The sequence below is a fragment of the Acinetobacter sp. SAAs474 genome, assembly GCF_032823475.1.
Taxonomy (GTDB): Bacteria; Pseudomonadota; Gammaproteobacteria; order Pseudomonadales; family Moraxellaceae; genus Acinetobacter.
This window is the reverse complement of sequence record NZ_CP127915.1, coordinates 1,221,526-1,239,536: the sequence shown is the minus strand read 5'-3', so window position 1 is coordinate 1,239,536 and position 18,011 is coordinate 1,221,526. Positions and strand designations below refer to the sequence as shown.

The 18,011-nt window shown below is 38.2% G+C and carries 17 protein-coding genes; 2 read left to right on the top strand and 15 right to left on the bottom strand.

Features of this window, described 5'->3' with window-relative positions:
• The first annotated feature begins 43 nt into the window (after positions 1-43).
• Both secD and secF read left to right on the top strand, forming a co-directional pair.
• Positions 44-1,942 carry a protein translocase subunit SecD gene (gene secD / locus QSG86_RS06830; RefSeq protein WP_317030802.1) on the top strand — a complete coding sequence of 633 codons (1,899 nt, stop codon included), beginning with the start codon at positions 44-46 and terminating at the stop codon, positions 1,940-1,942.
• A gap of 14 nt (positions 1,943-1,956) precedes the next feature.
• A complete protein-coding gene (secF, locus tag QSG86_RS06825; protein WP_317030801.1) occupies positions 1,957-2,925 on the top strand; it encodes a protein translocase subunit SecF in 969 nt (322 codons plus the stop codon).
• 47 nt (positions 2,926-2,972) lie between these two features.
• Here the strand turns inward: secF and QSG86_RS06820 are convergent, their stop codons facing one another.
• The 15 genes from QSG86_RS06820 to QSG86_RS06750 all read right to left on the bottom strand — a co-directional run bounded on the left by QSG86_RS06820 (position 2,973) and on the right by QSG86_RS06750 (position 18,008).
• The gene (locus QSG86_RS06820; protein ID WP_317030800.1) at positions 2,973-3,629 is read right to left on the bottom strand and encodes a 4'-phosphopantetheinyl transferase family protein; all 657 of its coding nucleotides are present in this window, start codon (positions 3,627-3,629) and stop codon (positions 2,973-2,975) included.
• A gap of 227 nt (positions 3,630-3,856) precedes the next feature.
• A complete protein-coding gene (locus QSG86_RS06815) occupies positions 3,857-4,291 on the bottom strand; it encodes an excinuclease (protein WP_317030799.1) in 435 nt (144 codons plus the stop codon).
• Between the two features lie 17 nt (positions 4,292-4,308).
• The gene (locus tag QSG86_RS06810; RefSeq protein ID WP_317030798.1) at positions 4,309-5,529 is read right to left on the bottom strand and encodes a beta-ketoacyl-ACP synthase; all 1,221 of its coding nucleotides are present in this window, start codon (positions 5,527-5,529) and stop codon (positions 4,309-4,311) included.
• Entirely contained in the window at positions 5,529-6,254 is a 726-nt protein-coding gene (gene fabG, locus QSG86_RS06805; RefSeq protein WP_317030797.1) for a 3-oxoacyl-ACP reductase FabG, read from the bottom strand. The genes QSG86_RS06810 and fabG overlap by 1 nt, the downstream gene beginning before the upstream one ends.
• Before the next feature lie 19 nt (positions 6,255-6,273).
• Complete coding sequence (locus QSG86_RS06800; RefSeq protein ID WP_317030796.1) at positions 6,274-6,684, bottom strand: 3-hydroxylacyl-ACP dehydratase; 411 nt, start codon at positions 6,682-6,684, stop codon at positions 6,274-6,276.
• Complete coding sequence (locus QSG86_RS06795) at positions 6,684-7,883, bottom strand: beta-ketoacyl-ACP synthase (RefSeq protein ID WP_317030795.1); 1,200 nt, start codon at positions 7,881-7,883, stop codon at positions 6,684-6,686. The genes QSG86_RS06800 and QSG86_RS06795 overlap by 1 nt, the downstream gene beginning before the upstream one ends.
• Positions 7,880-8,425, bottom strand: coding sequence for a DUF3261 domain-containing protein (locus QSG86_RS06790; protein ID WP_317030794.1), 546 nt, complete (start codon positions 8,423-8,425; stop codon positions 7,880-7,882). The genes QSG86_RS06795 and QSG86_RS06790 overlap by 4 nt, the downstream gene beginning before the upstream one ends.
• A gap of 15 nt (positions 8,426-8,440) precedes the next feature.
• Positions 8,441-9,709 (bottom strand): NAD(P)/FAD-dependent oxidoreductase, encoded by a 1,269-nt coding sequence (locus QSG86_RS06785; protein ID WP_317032692.1) that lies wholly within the window; start codon positions 9,707-9,709, stop codon positions 8,441-8,443.
• Positions 9,710-9,744: 35 nt separating this feature from the next.
• On the bottom strand, positions 9,745-12,048 hold the full coding sequence (locus tag QSG86_RS06780; RefSeq protein WP_317030793.1) for a hypothetical protein: 2,304 nt from the start codon (positions 12,046-12,048) through the stop codon (positions 9,745-9,747).
• Positions 12,023-12,619 (bottom strand): outer membrane lipoprotein carrier protein LolA, encoded by a 597-nt coding sequence (locus QSG86_RS06775; protein WP_317030792.1) that lies wholly within the window; start codon positions 12,617-12,619, stop codon positions 12,023-12,025. Before QSG86_RS06775 ends, QSG86_RS06780 begins: the two co-directional genes overlap by 26 nt.
• 41 nt (positions 12,620-12,660) lie before the next feature.
• The gene (locus tag QSG86_RS06770; RefSeq protein ID WP_317030791.1) at positions 12,661-13,080 is read right to left on the bottom strand and encodes a thioesterase family protein; all 420 of its coding nucleotides are present in this window, start codon (positions 13,078-13,080) and stop codon (positions 12,661-12,663) included.
• Positions 13,081-13,096: 16 nt separating this feature from the next.
• Positions 13,097-14,626, bottom strand: coding sequence for an aromatic amino acid ammonia-lyase (locus tag QSG86_RS06765; protein ID WP_317030790.1), 1,530 nt, complete (start codon positions 14,624-14,626; stop codon positions 13,097-13,099).
• Positions 14,627-14,638: 12 nt separating this feature from the next.
• Positions 14,639-15,565, bottom strand: a complete 927-nt coding sequence (locus QSG86_RS06760) for an acyltransferase (RefSeq protein WP_317030789.1) — start codon at positions 15,563-15,565, stop codon at positions 14,639-14,641.
• 15 nt (positions 15,566-15,580) lie between these two features.
• Positions 15,581-16,333: a glycosyltransferase family 2 protein gene (locus QSG86_RS06755; RefSeq protein ID WP_317030788.1), complete on the bottom strand. Its 753-nt coding sequence runs from the start codon at positions 16,331-16,333 to the stop codon at positions 15,581-15,583.
• Positions 16,326-18,008, bottom strand: a complete 1,683-nt coding sequence (locus QSG86_RS06750; protein ID WP_410487450.1) for an AMP-binding protein — start codon at positions 18,006-18,008, stop codon at positions 16,326-16,328. The genes QSG86_RS06755 and QSG86_RS06750 overlap by 8 nt, the downstream gene beginning before the upstream one ends.
• Positions 18,009-18,011: the final 3 nt, after the last annotated feature.

The window sequence follows — 18,011 nt, the reverse complement described above, 5'->3', positions numbered from 1 at the left end:
TCGTGCGATTCGCACGACTACTTTCATTTTAAGAAGAAAATAAATGCGTTACCCAGCATGGAAATATCTACTCATCATTGTAGTTCTCGTGATTAGTACTTTATATGCCCTGCCAAGTTTGTATCCAGATGAACCTGCCGTTCAAATTTCTGGTGCCAAAGCCGGTACCCAGATTGATCAAAGCATCTTACAAAAAGCAGAGCAAATTTTAAAAAGTGACAATATTGCAACTCACGATAACACCTTTACCAATAATGCAGCACTTTTACGCGTTGATAACTCTGAAGCACAGTTAAAAGCCAAAGAAGCATTACGTCGTGGTTTAGGTGACAATTATGTTGTTGCATTGAACCTCGCTCCAACTACACCAGAATGGCTACAAAAAATTGGTGCCAAACCAATGAAGTTAGGTCTGGATTTACGTGGTGGTGTTCATTTCTTATTAGAAGTGGATATGAATAAAGCTATTGCACAACGTATGGAGACTTCATCCACAGATCTTCGTCGTCAATTCCGCGATAATAAAATTAAATTTAATAGCCTATCGTTAAACAACAATACGATTACTGTTCAATTTGCCAATGCGGCCGATCGCGAAGCAGCAATGGACTTCTTACGCCGAAATGGTAATGAGTTTACTCAACAAGCACTAGCAACCAATGATGGTCTAACCTTACGATTAAACTACACACCTGCACGTCAACAAGAAATTGAATCTTATGCCGTCAATCAAAACTTAACCACATTACGAAATCGTATTAATGAGTTAGGGGTTGCAGAAGCACTGGTACAAACTCAAGGCAGCAATCGTATTGTAGTTGAATTACCCGGTGTGCAAGATACTGCTGAAGCAAAACGTGTTTTAGGCCGAACTGCAAACCTAGAATTCCGCTTAGTTTCTGATTTAAATGATCAATATATTGACCCTTATAGCCAACAACTCAAAGGTACAGCCCCTCCGGGTACTGAAGCATTTGCTTTTCAGTCTTTAGATAGTGGCCGCCAACTTTTACTCAACCGTAATCGCATCCTAACAGGTGAGCGTGTACAAAATGCATCGAGTGGCTTTAGCCAAGATACTGGAGGTGCCGAAGTTAACATTACTTTGGATACTGCTGGTGGCAAGCTCATGTCCGAGGCAACACGTAATGCCGTGGGTAAACGTATGGCAGTATTGTTCATTGAGAACAAACAAAAAATAAGTTATGTCACTGATCCTAAAACAGGTACACAAACTGAAGTTCGTACACCTTATACTGAATCTGTGGTTATTAATGCCGCAACGATACAGGCCGTGTTGGGATCTCAATTCCGTATCACAGGTTTAGATTCCGCACAAGAAGCGGCTGAATTGGCATTAATGCTACGTGCTGGTGCTTTAGCTGCACCAATGTACTTTGTTGAAGAGCGCGTTATTGGCCCTAGCCTCGGACAGGAAAATATCGACAAAGGCGTATTATCAACACAAATTGGCTTCTTGTTGGTTGCACTCTGGATGGTGGTTTTCTTCCGCCTATTTGGTTTAATTGCCAATTTTGCCTTGGTCTTTAACTTGGCCATGATTTTGACTGTTATGTCTTGGATTGGTGCATCATTAACATTACCGGGTATTGCAGGTATTGTGATTACCATTGGTATGGCCGTCGATGCCAACGTACTGATTTGTGAACGAATACGTGAAGAAATGAAATGGGGAGCCTCGCCCAAACAAGCCATTGTGGCAGGTTATGATCGTGCTTATAACACCATCTTTGACTCAAACTTAACCACCTTTTTAGTTGCATTTATCTTGTTTGCTATCGGTACTGGCCCAATTAAAGGCTTCGCTGTAACACTCATGATTGGTATTATCTGCTCTATGTTTACTGCAATCACAGTAACACGTGCGATTGTCCAACTCATTTATGGTAAACGACGTAACTTGAAAAAGTTGAGCATTTAAGGAGATCCAAAAAGATGACTGAAAATACTCAACTCGATTCAAAAAAATACGGCCGTCCTGAGCAAGAGCGTGTCATTCCATTTATGAAGATTGCATTGCCTGCAGCTTTGCTTTCGATCTTCTTAACTGTGGCTAGCATTTTCTTTATTGCAACCAAAGGCCTAAATTTGGGTCTCGACTTTACTGGCGGGATTTCTGCAGAAGTCAATTACACCCATCCTGTACAGGCTGCAGATGTTAGTAAAGCCCTCTCCAATGCTGGCTTTACAGATCCTGTAGTGCAAACCTTAGGATCTAATCGCGATCTCATGGTACGTATGCCGGTACAAAAAGGCATGGAAGTGGATAACCTCAATCAAATCATTAATACGGCGGTACAGCTACCCAATAATCCAGCGGCAGTCAATAAAGTGGATATGGTAGGTGGACAAGTCGGTAATGAGCTTTACTTACGTTCAGCCGGTGCTGTGGGGTTAGCACTGTTATTGATGCTGGTATATGTCACCATTCGCTTTGAATTCAAACTGGCAATGGGTGCAGTACTGTCTTTATTCCACGATATTATTGTGACACTAGGCGTATTTGCCATGATGCAATGGCCTTTTGATTTAACCGTACTTGCCGCACTATTGGCTATTATTGGTTTTTCATTAAATGATAATATTGTTGTCTCTGACCGTATTCGTGAGAATTTTCGTAAAATTCGTGGGGCAACACCATTAGAAATTGTCAACATTGCCTTGACCGAAACCTTACGTCGTACCATTCATACCTCAATGACACTGTTACTGGTGGTGATGGCAATGATGTTCTTAGGGGGAGACGGTTTACACTGGTTCTCAGTTGCGATGTTTATTGGTGTATTTGTAGGAACATATTCATCGATCTATATTGGTACAGCATTTGCCTTATGGCGTGGCTTAAATCGTCAAGACTTTATTGTGCAAGTTAAACCTGAATTTGATGAAGATGAAATTCCTTAAGACACGATATCAATGACGACATCTAGCTCATCTTCGGATGGGCTTTTTTAATGCTGAATTACCGCAATATCTGGATACTGTAACATCGGATCAAATGTAGTAATTCGCCATGCAAGCGTAAGCAATGCATGTGCTAAATATACATGCTGAAAGGCAAAATAACCGATTTGAGGATGATAGCACTGACCCTGATCTGTAAAAGCAAAGCATTGGGTATCTAAACCATTTAAATTGATCCTAATTCCCAACCCGGATGCTTTTAATACTGCCTCCTTAGTGGTCCAAACCTTAAACCAATAATTTTTGTCCTGATCTCTGTCATACCAGTGTGCCAATTCATTGGGATGAAAAGCATGTTTTGCCAAGGCATCAAAACGTACTTGGCGTGATAAGTCCTCAATATCAACACCAATATCTTGCAATGTTTCACTGATAGCCAATGCATAATGCTGCTGGCTATGAGAATGATTAAATGCCAAATCTGGATATTGAGCTAAATATGGCTTGCCATATGCTGTATATGCAATATCTTGACTTGAAATTTTAACATCAAGTTGCTCAGTTAAATGTTGATCACGACATTGATAAATTCGGTCTTTTTTATAATCATTAAATCGTCTAAGATTGCTAAAATCTGCTTTCAGCTGAGTTAATAATTGCGCTAATGAATAAATATGAAGGGTAATTAATGGCTGTTTTTGCATCAAGCTCATTCAAATATAATCCGTACAATGTGCATAAAATCGAGCATATCGCCTATTTCCATACAGGGATGAACAATAAAATAGATTCTGGATGTCATCGTTGCCGATTCGCAGTATGTGGAGCAACGGAGCTTCATTCACGCTACACTGATCCAATTTATACAGGATTCACCTTGTAGCAATCCCTTTATCTCAAAGCATAAAGGGATCAAGCTACATAAATCGGCTTATAGCTTGACTAAATTGCCTTTTAAAGCAACTCCAGTCATCAACGTTCCTTTAGCACATTGATAGCTGGTGGTACTTTTCGTTTCATTAGATTTATAAAAACTGACAATATTGGTGACTGCATTTGCACCTTTTTGTTGTGCAGCATTTTGCAATTGAATTAATGCTGAACGTAAAACATGATCGCAAGATCCCTCAGCAGATTTGGCAAATCCATTGGTTTTTTTATTGGTCACTACACCTGCTTCAATCAGTTTGCCGCCAGATTGTGTACCTGCTAAATAAAATTTAACCGAACCATCCAAAACACCATCTGCAATAGCACGATTGACAGCATCATTAAAATTATAGTTATACATTTTATCTGCAGCATAACTTGTACTCATTCCCAATACAGAAAGTACTGCGACGAAAGCCATTTTTTTAATCGACATGATTTTATCCTTACAGGTTAAATTTTTCTAAAAATTAGGGACGTGTTAATACCACCAAAAGCAAAATTATTACTCATGATCACATCTGTTTTAATATTACGTATATCACCCGAAATATAATCTAAATCGCCACACAAAGGATCCACTTCATTTAAATTTAATGTTGGAATAAATTGTTGACGTAATAACATTTCAATACTGAGCCATGCTTCTATGGCACCACAAGCGCCTAAGGTATGGCCAAAATAACTTTTTAATGAACTAATCGGTTTTTTACCTAAAACACGTGCAGTCGCCTGACTTTCAGCAATATCACCTTGATCTGTCGATGTGCCATGTGCATTAACATAGCCAATTTGATCTGCAGAAATTTGTGCATCTTTTAAGGCTAAATGCATACAGCGGCCCATCATTTCAGTATCTGGTCGCGTGACATGTTGACCATCACTATTACTCGCATAACCGATAACCTCTGCATAGATTTTAGCACCACGTGCTACAGCATGTTCATATTCCTCTAAAATCAAGGTTGCAGCACCTTCACCAATCACTAAACCATCACGCTGAGTATCAAAAGGTCGAGGTGTTTTTTCAGGTGTTTCATTTTGTACACTGGTGGCGAGCATCACATCAAAAACAGCAGAGCCAGCAGCACTAATTTCTTCTGCACCGCCAGCAATCATCAATATTTGTTTACCAAGTTTAATCGCTTCATACGCTTGACTAATTGCCATAGAGCCTGAAGTACAGGCACTTGAAGTCGGTAAGGTCAATCCTTTTAAACCAAAATAAACCGTCATGTTCACGGCACTGGTATGTGACATCATTCGAATATAAGTGGTTGCATTCAGCTTATTCATATTATTTTCAAGCAACATTGCACCAAATTCTTTGACTGCATTAACACTCCCTGCCGAAGAGCCATAAGCCACTCCCGTTTCGCCACTCCCAAGAATAGAATCTTGTAACAGTCCGGCATCTTCTAATGCTTTTTCGGCACTAATGACAGACATCAATGCCACCGGTCCCATTCCTCGAGTCACTTTACGATTAAAATGGCTTGGTGTGGTAAAATGAGTTACAGGTGCAGCAAGTTTGCTACGTAAATCGCTATATATTTCCCATTCAGGCATATAGCGCACTCCACTTTTTCCCTGTTTAAACTGGGCAAAAATTTGGTCTGCTGTTTCACCTAATGATGTAATACCTGACATGCCAGTAACAACAACGTGCTTCATTAAATCAACCCTCCATTGATCGAAATAACCTGACGCGTAATATAGCTCGCATCATCACTACATAAAAATCTGACTAATTTAGCAACTTCTTCAGCCTGTCCCATCCGTTGTAAAGGAATCATTTTTAATGCATGCGCTTTGACTTCATCGCTGACCATTTCTGTTTCAATTACACCAGGAGCTACACAATTTACCGTAATTTTACGTTTTGCCAATTCAAGTGCCAGTGCCTTTGTTGCACCAATTAGACCCGCTTTTGCAGCACTATAATTAACCTGTCCTCGATTCCCCATTATTCCTGAAACTGAAGAAAGCGTAACAATACGTCCACCTTTTTTTAAATGGATCATTGGCATCACAATCGGCTTTAAAACATTATAAAAACCATTTAAAGATGTTGAAATAACATCATCCCAATCATGATCTGTTAATGCGGGAAAAGCGCCATCCCGACTTAAACCAGCATTTAATACCACACCATAAAATGCACCATATGTTTCAACATCTTGTTGTAATATTTGTTCAATTTTATCACGCTCATTAACATCAAACATTAAAACATGACTTTGTTGTCCTAAAGCCTGAATTTCTTGCGCGACTTGCTGTGCTTCTTGTTGTCTTGATCTCGCATGCAAGGTTACATCAAACCCAGCTTTGGCCAATTCTAAAGCAATTGCTTTACCGATCCCACGGCTCGAACCTGTTACTAAAATTCGTTTATTCACACTATCTTCCTAATGATGTTTAATGATTTGGTTCAAATACGTTAATCGTGGCATTAAAAACATATTCTTGATAGGTAATTGTACAGTTAAACTGTCCTAATCCTTCATGAATATAAACTTGTTCAATATGAATTTTCACCGTCTCACCATAGGCAAAAAATGCCAATGGTAGATGTAATTTACGTGTTCCTAGTAAAAAACCAATTTTCGGCTTTTGAGCTGGGCCACCATGTTGATATCCTACATAAGCACTCACGGTTTGTGCCATTAATTCAATACTGGTCCAAGTCGGTAAGCCTTGTGATTCACAAAATAACAGTTCTGGTGTGATCACTAGTTCAGCAATTGCAGCATTTGAATTGACCTCAATTAAATGATCAATAAATATCATTGGCTTTTCATGTGGAATAAATGAACATGCATTGATCATTAACGATGGGTTCCTAAAATTAAACTAATATTGCTCCCACCAAAAGCAAATGAATTACTCATTGCAAATTGAATCGGCTGAGATAAATGATGATTTAAAATATAAGCTTGATCATTTAATGCAACATCAATGTCTCCAGCATGATGTAATGGCAACCAAGATTGATCCTTTAAAACCTGATAGCAAATGAAAGCTTCTATCGCGCCTGAGGCACCTAAACAATGTCCAGTTTTATGTTTGGTACTGCTTAAAGGTAAGCGGTAATCTTGAAATACTGTTCGGATTGCTTTTACTTCCATTGCATCATTTTGCGCTGTTGAAGTACCGTGCATATTTAAATAATTAATATCTAGCGCAGATAACTGGGCTTGATTTAAAGCATTTTGCATCGCGGCTGCTGCACCTTTTCCCTCTGGATGTGGTGCTGAAATATGCCATGCATCCATGGATTCTCCAGCCGCGTACAACATAATCTCTGCTGGCGCTTTAGAAAGTAAAAATAAACCTGCTGCCTCACCAATGTTAATACCGTCGCGCTGCACACCACATGGCTGACAAATTGAGGCAGACAAACTTTCTAGGCTATTAAAACCATTTAAAGTGAGTTTACATAAGGTATCGACCCCGCCCACTAATACAGCATCAGCTAAATCAGCCTGAATTAAGCGCTGCCCAGCAGCAATTGCCTTGGCACTTGATGAACAGGCTGTTGAAATGGTATAGGCTGGCCCTTGCCAGCCTAAATAAGCCTGAACTGCTTTGGCGAGACATCCCATTTCTTGCTTGTGATGCATAATGGGTTGGACTTGCTGCTGGATAAAATATTGTTTGAGTATAGGTTCATTATCTGCCAAACCTGATGTGGAGGTACCTAAAATGACTGCCAGCCGCTGGCTTGCATATGGTGCAGTAAATATTTTTAATGCTGGCTCAATCTTGCTTAATGCAGTCAGTGCAAAACGTAAATTACGTGAATCAACATGGCCTAGAAAAGCAGGCACATGCTCCAGCAAAGCAGATGAATACGCACCTACCCATACTTTTTTATCTGCAATAAAATCTGCTGTCTGTGTTAAAGTATTTTGCTGCCCAATCAAAGCAGCTGTTAATTGCTGTGGTGTTGTGCCTAATGCAGACAACCCTATTGCACACTGAATCCCAACAGCATTCGCATGATTTTGATCTATCGTAGGATTCATGTTCCCCCCCCATCATGCTCTAAAACTTCAGTTATTGGACTAATCGTCATTTGATAAGGCACTTGAATATTATTTAATTCAATCAGATCTTTGTGTTTTAAAATATTCAGGATCAAATGGTCCTGTATAAAAACCATACTGCTATTACCATCATATTTGATATGCGCCTGAGTCTTATAATCTGGATAGGTCGCATACAATATATCGCGAAGTAAATAGTCAAACGGCAATAACTTCATTTGATCGATACGTTGCTCAACAATGACATGTTGACCATCAAAAGAAAGTTGGAATAGCTGTTGACCCGTTAAACTCAACGCGATCAATTGTAAATTAGAGCCATTTTGTTGTTGGTACAATAAAAAACTAAAGCTTTTATCTTTCCATTGCACTTCAACCTGATCTTGTCGCTGATAGCTTAACGATGGCCATGTCACTGAAGTTAAACCAGGTGCTGCAGGAATAAAATGCTGACATCCACTACATAACATTGCCACCAACAGTATTAATCCAATGAATCGCATTTGAAATTGATCCCTCATATTTGGTCTTCTTGGCTATTGCTCACGACAATATTCAGTTAATGTAGCTAAATGCTGTTGAGTATTACGATGTAATGGATTGTCTTGATCCCACGCATAACCTGCCAGTAAAGCTGAAATCATGAGACGTACACGTGGTTGTTGATGTTTGCAAAACACAATGTCTTGAAATGCACCCGAATACCATGCTTCAACATAAGCACGGAATACTTGAATTCCCTGACGTAACGGTTTTTCATAGTGTTCCATCCAGTCAACATCATGACCTTGTAAAACCTGCTCAACTAATGGAACAACCATACTTGATGATTTTAATGCAATCGTTACACCAGATGAAAATACTGGATCTAAAAACTCTCCAGCATTCCCCAATAAAGCAAAATTTTTAGCAGCCAGTTGTTTTACATTAGCAGAATACCCCACCAAGGTACGTACAGGCGTATCCCATTTAGCATCTGTTAACAACTGAGATAAGCTTGGATCATCCGCTAAAATTTCTTTAAATCGTTGTTGTAATTCATCAGCAGATTGTCCAAGTTGACCATATTGCTCAAAAAAATCTTGTTCTGCCACGATACCAAATGATGAACGTCCATCTGCAAATGGAATCAACCAATACCATGCTCGTGGATCTTTTTCATGTACTGTAATTAAAATTTTTTCTCGGTCAAAATCAGGATGATCTAAAATACCATCTTCAATATGAGTAAAAATAGCACGACGTACCGGAAAATCTGATGGCTGTTCCAAATCGAGTAATTTAGGTAAAATTCGTCCAAAACCACTGGCATCTAATAAGAACTTGGCCTGTATTTGATAAGTTTCATTCTCGGCATTTTTTACTGTCAAAATTGGTTGATCTGGCTCGATATTGACGGCGACTACTTCATGACCAAAACGAATTTCCGCGCCCATTTTTTGCGCTTGTGTAGCCAGTAAATGATCAAACTCCGCACGGCGAACTTGCCAAGTCGTTCCTGGCCCCGCAGTAAATTTTTCTCTAAAATCATAATGACTACGCTGTGAACCTTTTAAAAAAGCAGCACCATTTTTATATTGAAACGCATAAGTATTGACATGATCTGCAATGGTCTCTAATAAACCCGCTTCTTCTAAAAAAACCATTGATTGTGGTAATAAGGACTCACCAATAGAAAAGCGTGGAAAATACTGTTTCTCAATGATTGTGACCTGATAACCTTTTTTTCTCAGTAATGCAGCTGCTGAACTTCCTGAAGGTCCTGCACCAATAATCAGTACATCAACGTGTTGCGTTATCGCCATCATCTTATTCCTATTTTTTGTCATCTTCAGCACTATTACTGAGTCATATCGTGGGAAGTATGGGCTGTCGTAAATAAAGTGGCATAAATAAATGCAAATACCACCCCCAACAGCACTGTTAAACCAAAACAATGAATTGCATACGTTTGACTAAATGACAGCAGTCCAAAACCAAAAAAAGTTGACATCATGCATAAAAATAATGCCATAGCAACTACATGTGGATGATCATGACCATGATAATAAAAAATGGCATAATCGACCCCAATCCCAACGATCAAGAATGTACCCATTATACTAAAAAGATTAATCTCTACACCCAACCAGGCCTGTATCGCAAAAGTCGTCATTAATGCCATCGTCACTGGAAGCATTAAAGGTACAATCGCTTGAATACCATAGAAAATTCCCAGACCAACAGCGAGAATCGCAAACGCGACCAGCAATAGCCATTGCGCATGAATTCGATGCTGCTGAAATAATACTGAAAGTTGATTCACCGGTCGTAATAATTGTATATGATGGTCACTCAGTTGCTGTAATGCTGCTATATCTTGGACATTTTGCAACATCACCAGACGTGTCGTAGGATTGATTTGTAAAAAGGCAAAAGGATGACCAGAAAATGCCTGAATATTTAACAGCGGCTGTTGTGATAAATGGTGTTGCCACTGTAGCAGATCATGCAGGTTAAGCTGCATCGCTGTTGCATAAGCCTGTAGCTTTGTATAAGGAATATTTTGTAAATACTGAATATTGTTCTGTTGTTCCTGTTCACTCGGCAACCATTGGCCTAATGCTTGATAAGCACCTAATTTTCCTTGCTGTTTTAATTGTTGCAATTGCTTTAATAGTTTTTGCTCATTAGCAGCTAAATCGGCAGGTGTTTGTCCGTGGACAACAAAATAATCACTACCTTGCTGCTGGACAAACCGATCACGAATATATTGATCTTCTTGTTTTAGCCTGATATCCATACTTTGTAAGTTACGAATATCATCATTACTTTGCAAGAATAAGAGACTCGGTCCTGTCACAGATAAAATAACGATAATCACGATGTAACGTAAATAACGATGTTGTTGAATATATGCTCTTAAACGTCCGATAAAACCTAAAGTACGAATTGCAGGTGCTGCATTTAATGCTGGTAATCGCGGCAATAATAAAATACTACTTATCCATGCCGATGTTAAGCCAACAATGGAAAAGACTGCAATTTGTTTAAATCCCGGAAATGGCGTAAAACTCAACACAACATAAGCCAATAAGGTAGTGAGTAGGCCAACCAGCAAACTAGGCAATATTGGCTTTAAAACTTCAAAACCATTGAGTTGACGCTGTTGTGACTGCATCGCCATAAAATAAAAGGAAAAATCCACACATACACCGATTAAGCTGGCACCAAAAACCAAGGTAATCAAATGAATTTCACCAAATAACCAATACGTCATGGCAAATGCGACAAGGCATCCTGTACTGACCGCAATCATTTCAGTAAACATTGGCCGTATCGAACGAAAGCCAAACCACACCAAAAATAAAATGCCTAAGGTTGAGCCTAAACCAATAGTTGAAATTTCATTTTGAGCAGAGTGGGTACCGAATGCAGCAAATAATAAAGTCCCTGTCCAATGTGCTTTAACATCTAGAGTCTTTAATTGTTGATTAATCTGATCAATAAATTTTGAAGTTTTCTCTTGGTAATCAATATTATATGGACTATTGTTTAACTCTATGATCAATAATCTAGAAATTCCCTGATGATCACGACGTGTAGCAAAACCATTTTCCAAATGAATATTATTATCCTGCTGTGCTGCTAATCCCAAAATATAACGTGGAAAAAATAAAAAGGGGTCCTGTTGTAATATCTCAGCATTAATGGGTACACCTGGACTGATAAATTGTAATAGGCTCTGTTCAGTTAAAGCATCATAATCACCTGATGCCAATAAGGCCTGATCACTTGGCGTTAATAGCCCAACTTTATGTTGATATAAATTTTTTGCAAATGATTCACTATCAAATTGAGCTTTTAACGGTTTAAACACACCACTTTGCTTAATTTTTTGTTGAAATAACTGTGTTGCCTTGGCTATATTTTCATCATTTTTAGCATCCAGCACCACAAAAACTTTATTATTCAACTGATGACTAACATATTGTTGTGCCATCTCAAGCTGTCGATCTTGATGAACTTCAGGCAATAAAGCAAAAATATTGGTTTCAATATGAATTTCTTTTTTTAACCATGCAATGCCCAGCATGAAGGCAATCACCGTTAAAACAACTAACCAAATTGCTGTTGCTTTATTTTGCCAATTGGAAAAGTGCATGTTCTGTAGCCATTAAAGTATTCGGTTGTGATGTTTGTTGACTAAAAATAATCTGAGTGGTATTCCCCGCTTTTTCTTGAATCAACACTTCATCGACATAACGTTGCCCCTGTATATCAACCTGATCAAATAGCTTTTTAAATAAACTGCTTTTAGGCGTTAATACAATACGCCATTGCACAGGCGTATATTTTGCAGAAACAATATTAAAGTTTTTTGCTAATGCCACTTCATTACCAGACATTAACTGTAAAAACATGGTTGCAACAGAACCATATGGTGTTTTATTAATCTCAATTTGACTATATGTCCGTTGAGTTTTTTGTACCAATTTTTGCGCTGTTACGATTAAATCAGCTTTAACAGGTGTTTGGATTTGCCATAACACACCATAATTTTTAGCAAATAAAACGGTACCTTTCGATATATAGGTTTTATTTAAAGTGCTTAATTTCTTACGTTGCTCAAAATCAGCTCTCACCAGTGGCATTGCAGACAATTGTTGAAAAATTTTTTGCGCATTACTTTGTCCAGCATACACCAGCGACATACTACTGGCGATTATTGCCATACTCATCACAGTAACTTGTATACAATATTTAATATCTATCTTCATACTGATTTAAACTCTGACCATGAATGGAGTCGTTGCAATAAAATTTCGGGAGAGACATAACACATTTCGCGTGTCTGCATATTTACAGCAACTTGAGACGTATAACCTTTGGTTAATCGACGACCAGTTATTGCATCAAAAATCTGATATTCAATTTTTAATCTATTTTCCCATTCTTTTAAGATGGCGCGTACACGAATTTTTTGCTGAAATACGATTCCCTGTACATAACGAACATGACTTTCAATCACAGGCCATGCATAGCCAGAATCACGCATTTGATTATAGTTATAATTAAACTGATCAAGTAACTGACAGCGTGCAATTTCAAAATATTTTAAATAGTGCCCATGCCAAACAATTTCCATGGTGTCTACATCATGAAATGGTACTTCAATAACAATATCGACATACATGCTTACGGATCCTTTGCTATTGGGTAAAAATTGTGCTGTCAATCAATTCTAAATTTTCTAATCGATTGACCAATGTTTGTAGCTCTTTTTGTAAAGATCTATCTTCTTCTACATAACTAAAAGTTTGCAGTACCCATTGTTGAAATGCTGTTAAAACAGAACCCAATTGTGTATCTAAACCTTTTAGTTTAATCGCTTGTACACTTGCACAACTTAATGCTGCAATAACTTGTTCCGTCAATAAAATGACCCGACTGGCATCACGTGCTGCAATCGTCCCCATACTGACTTTATCTTGATTATGGCATTCGGTAGAACGAGAAAAAATAGAGGCTGCCAAAGTCTGCTTTAGCGCTTCAGCAGTCCAAGCTGAAACCGCAATTTGTACAGCCTTAAAACCATGATTAAGTGCTAAACGCTCAGTACTCGAACCAGTTAGGTTGCGAGGTAAACCATTATTCATTTTATAATCAACTAATTGGGCTAATTGACGATCCATAAGATCAGCAATATTTGCGATCATAATTTTTAAACTATCCATGGCTTGCGCAATATGACCACCATAAAAATGTCCACCGTGTAATACACGCAAATTGATAGGATCAATTAAAGGATTGTCATTGCTCGAATTAAGTTCATTTTCAATAAATTGACGTAACCAGACCTTTGAATCTTCAAATACACCAATCACATGCGGTGCACAGCGTAATGAATAACGGTCTTGTAATCGAGAACTCTGCTGTTGTTTTTCTGCCTGATAATTGAGCCAGTCACGCAGTTGCGCTGCAATATGCTGCTGGCCTAAATGTGGTTTTTGGGCGAACAAAAATTCATCAAAATGATTGGGATTTCCTGCTAAAGCCAAAACATTGAGTGCCGTAATAGCTGTACTGGCCAATGCAATTTGCTGTGCTTTTTGATAATTTAAACACGCCAATGCCGTCATGACCGCAGTACCATTCATTAATGCCAAACCTTCTTTGGGCCTTAAACATAATGGCTGTATATGTTGTTCTGCATACACATCGGCAATCGCAACAATTTTTCCCTGATAATATACATCACGCTCGCCGACCAAAGCACCCGCAATATAAGACAATGGTGTCAAATCACCACTCGCACCCACAGAGCCTTCCGATGGAATCACAGGAATAACATTTTCATTGAGCATCCAGACTAAGCGTTGTAACAATGCCAAGGATACACCTGAATAACCACGTGCCAACGAACAGAGTCGAGTCACTACAACAGCACGAGCACTCACTAAATCTAAATTTTCACCTAAGCCACAGCCATGAAAACGAGATAAATGTAAAGGTAATTCTCCCACTTGATCGGGTGGCACCTCAATAAGACATGAATCACCATAACCTGTTGTTACACCATAAATCACACCATCTTGTTGTAGTAAACTGTCCAGAAAGTCTGCGCCTTGCTGAATCAATTGTAACCATGATGCCGATGATGATAAAACCACTTTTTGTTCATTTCGGGCCACAGCAACGATATCTTCTATCGTGAGTAATGATTCCCCAATAACTAACATCCTGCTGCCTCTTTATTTGTTCCAAAAATGATAAAAATTGAACCATTGATATGGCATTAACCGACAATGATGCTGTAAAAGTTCTATATATTTTTGCGTTACTTGCTGCATCGCTTGTATACGCTGATGACGCGGGAAATTTAACTGTTGCGCAATATGATGGATATGGACTTGAATTTTATCGCCAACACGATAACAAAAAACAGCTAAGACAGGCACTTTTAATAAATGTGCTAACAGCCATGCACCTTGTGGCCATGCGGCTTGCTGACCTAAAAAATCAAGTAATTGAATTTTATCAGATTGCACTGGGGTTCGATCTGCTGCCACAATCACCCATTCACCTTGATCTAATTTTTGTTGTAAAACGAGTGCTGTTTCAACTCCTAACTCATCTACAGAAATTAAATTGATATCAACATTTTGGTTCAATTCTTTTAAAAATCTATTAAATTTTCCAGCATGCTTTTGATAGACCAGTACATTAATCTTCTGTTGATGTTCAGATTTAATAGCACGTAATAGTTCAATATTACCGAAATGAGACACCACTAAAATGGTACCGCGTTGATAGTGTTCACGAAAATGTTCATGACCATATAACTCAAGTGATTCATCACCAATATGACCGAGCCAACCTTCGATTTTATCTAAAATAGATTCAGCAAAGGTCATTAAATGCCGGTAACTATGCAACCATGTGGGTGAGCTGGAAAATGGTGAGTGCTGGCCAAAAAACTGATGTAATCTCTGTAAATACTCTAAAGAAGCTTCTCGTGCAATTCTGGAAAATAGCCAATACCACATAATAATAAAGTATAAAATCAATCGACATAAACTGCGACCGCCGAGTCGATAAAAAATCAGCATCAACTTCAATGGTAACATGCCGCCACGTTCTTGAAGCGTATTCCATTTCTGAGTATTTTTTTCCACCATGATCAAAAACTCAATTTAGCGTTTAAGCTTGCGATAAAGTAGATGAGGTAGACGCACTAACATTCCCGCAAAAAGTCGTGCATGTGTTTTACTAATTTCAAGATTGTCTTTTAGTGCATTAAAATGAGAGATCCCATTTTCAGGATAAATAACTTTGGTGGGGAGATTAATAAAGGTTACATTTTCCCATTTTAAGCGTACAAGAATTTCTGTATCAAAGCCCATACGCGGTTGAAATGTATGATAGTTTAAAATATCGACGGTTTTTTGGATCGGATAGACTCGAAAACCACACATGCTATCTTTAATATCAAAAGATAAACTGTTAATCCACACCCAGATATGGGTTAAATAACGCCCATATAGACGTTTTTTAGGAATTGAACGATCAAATACGGGCTGTCCAATAATCATTGCGTGTGGATATTGTTGAGACATTTGTAAAAATTGCGTAATGTCAGACCAATCATGTTGTCCATCTGAATCTAACTGTAAAGCATGAGTTAATCCCAATCGATGTGCATGTAACAGACCGCTACAAACCGCTTGACCTTTGCCCTGATTAACAGGGTGTTGAATTAAATCTACCAATGGATAATGCACAGCAATACGCTGTAATAACGCTGTACATGCTTGATCACTACCATCATTAATCATGATAATCGGTACATGAAAAGTATTGAGTTGCTGAACCAATGCCTCTAAATAATAAGGATGATTGTAAACAGGAATAATAAAACAATATTTCACAATCTCTCCTTTAGCCATCTTGCTGTATAGGATTTAAATTAAATAATAACCGTCCTGACGCAAACACTTTATCTTGATTTTTTAATTCAAAAATAATTTTATGTGCTTGGCGTTGTAGATTTAAGCACAGCACCATTTTTGGCTGAATCAAGTCTTGAAATTTAACTTGCTCATAGCCATTACACCACGCTAAATCAAGCCAATTTTTCTTGGCAAAATGTTGTACAAGACCAATTTGCCCGACCCCAGGATAAATTGGCTGACCAGGGAAATGTCCTTTAAAACAGGCCAATTCTTCAATAAACTCGAGAATATAACTGATGTCTTTTTCTTCAATAAACTGGCTTAAAACCACTGGATATCTGTTTTCTTCAAATATCGATTGCATATATTGCTTATCTAATTTTGATTGGCTATTTTGCGGTAATTGAGTTAAAAAGCGCCACTGGCGAGGCAGCGCAATACTTTCCAGTTTTAAACTTAATTGTGTTTTTAATCTATGGACAAATTGAGCCTTACCGAGATGCTGCAACTGCTCACGTCCTTGATGATTAAGTATGACGATAGCTGCTAACATTTGCCTATGCTGTTTTTCAATAATCAAAACATAGACCTGCTCAACTATACCAAGACTTAAGATTTGCTGCTCAATTGCATCTAAACTTAAGCGTTTTTCTTCCAGTTTAACAATCCGATCTAAACGTCCTAATAATCTAAAATCACTTTTCAGATCATGAGGATGACTAAGCTCAACCTGATCTGCAGTTAAAATCCATTCATCACTACTGGCATGCGCAGTTTTTACGGCTAATTCCTGAGCTGCTACCACTTTAATTTCAACATCTTCAAATACATGCCATAATGCATCATCATGATAACGGTATGCAATTCCGCCAGTTTCAGAACTACCAAATACCTCTGTAATCATCACATTTATATAAGGACGAATGCCTGCGTCCAATTTACCACCTGAAGAATAAACTGCGATACAGTGATTTAAAATTACATCTGTTGTCCATCTTTTTAATAAAGCAGGACTAGAAATTAAATAGTTTGGCTGATTAAATATCACTAATTTTTTTTGTATTTCGCTAACCTCTTCCGGAAAGGCGATGTGTTGATCATAAAAACTACGATGTGTTGCCAGTGGCCATAAAAGTTTAAAAAGTAATCCATAAATATGTTGGTGACTGACAGTTGCAAGCGCAATTGCGGCTTTACTCAACCCGAAGCTCAGCTCTAAACCCTGTACTTCACTCAACAATTGTTTTAATGTACGAGCAATACTTTTCGGCTGCCCCGTCGAACCTGATGTATAAAAATAAAGCCTTGTCTCAGTATAAAAATGCTCATCAAAGTGTAATTGCTGCTCTATGCTCGCGTCTGACTGGGATAGTGCTTGGCGATTTAAAAAATAAATTTGTTGTTTTGCTAGATCTTGCTCTAATTCAGCAACCCGATGTGGTGGCAAAATAACGGTTTTTCCAGCATGTAATGCTGCAAATAGTAAAACTAAAAATTCATAACTACTGTGTTGCCAAAGTGCATAAGTCATTGGTTTTAGTTTTTTAATTTCATGACATTGCATTGCAACATCTTGCCAGAACTGCTGAAAGGAAATACCCGTTAAATCCTGACGTATGCACAGCAGTTGTGCTGAATGAAGATAATCTTTGATATTGCCCACAATCATAAT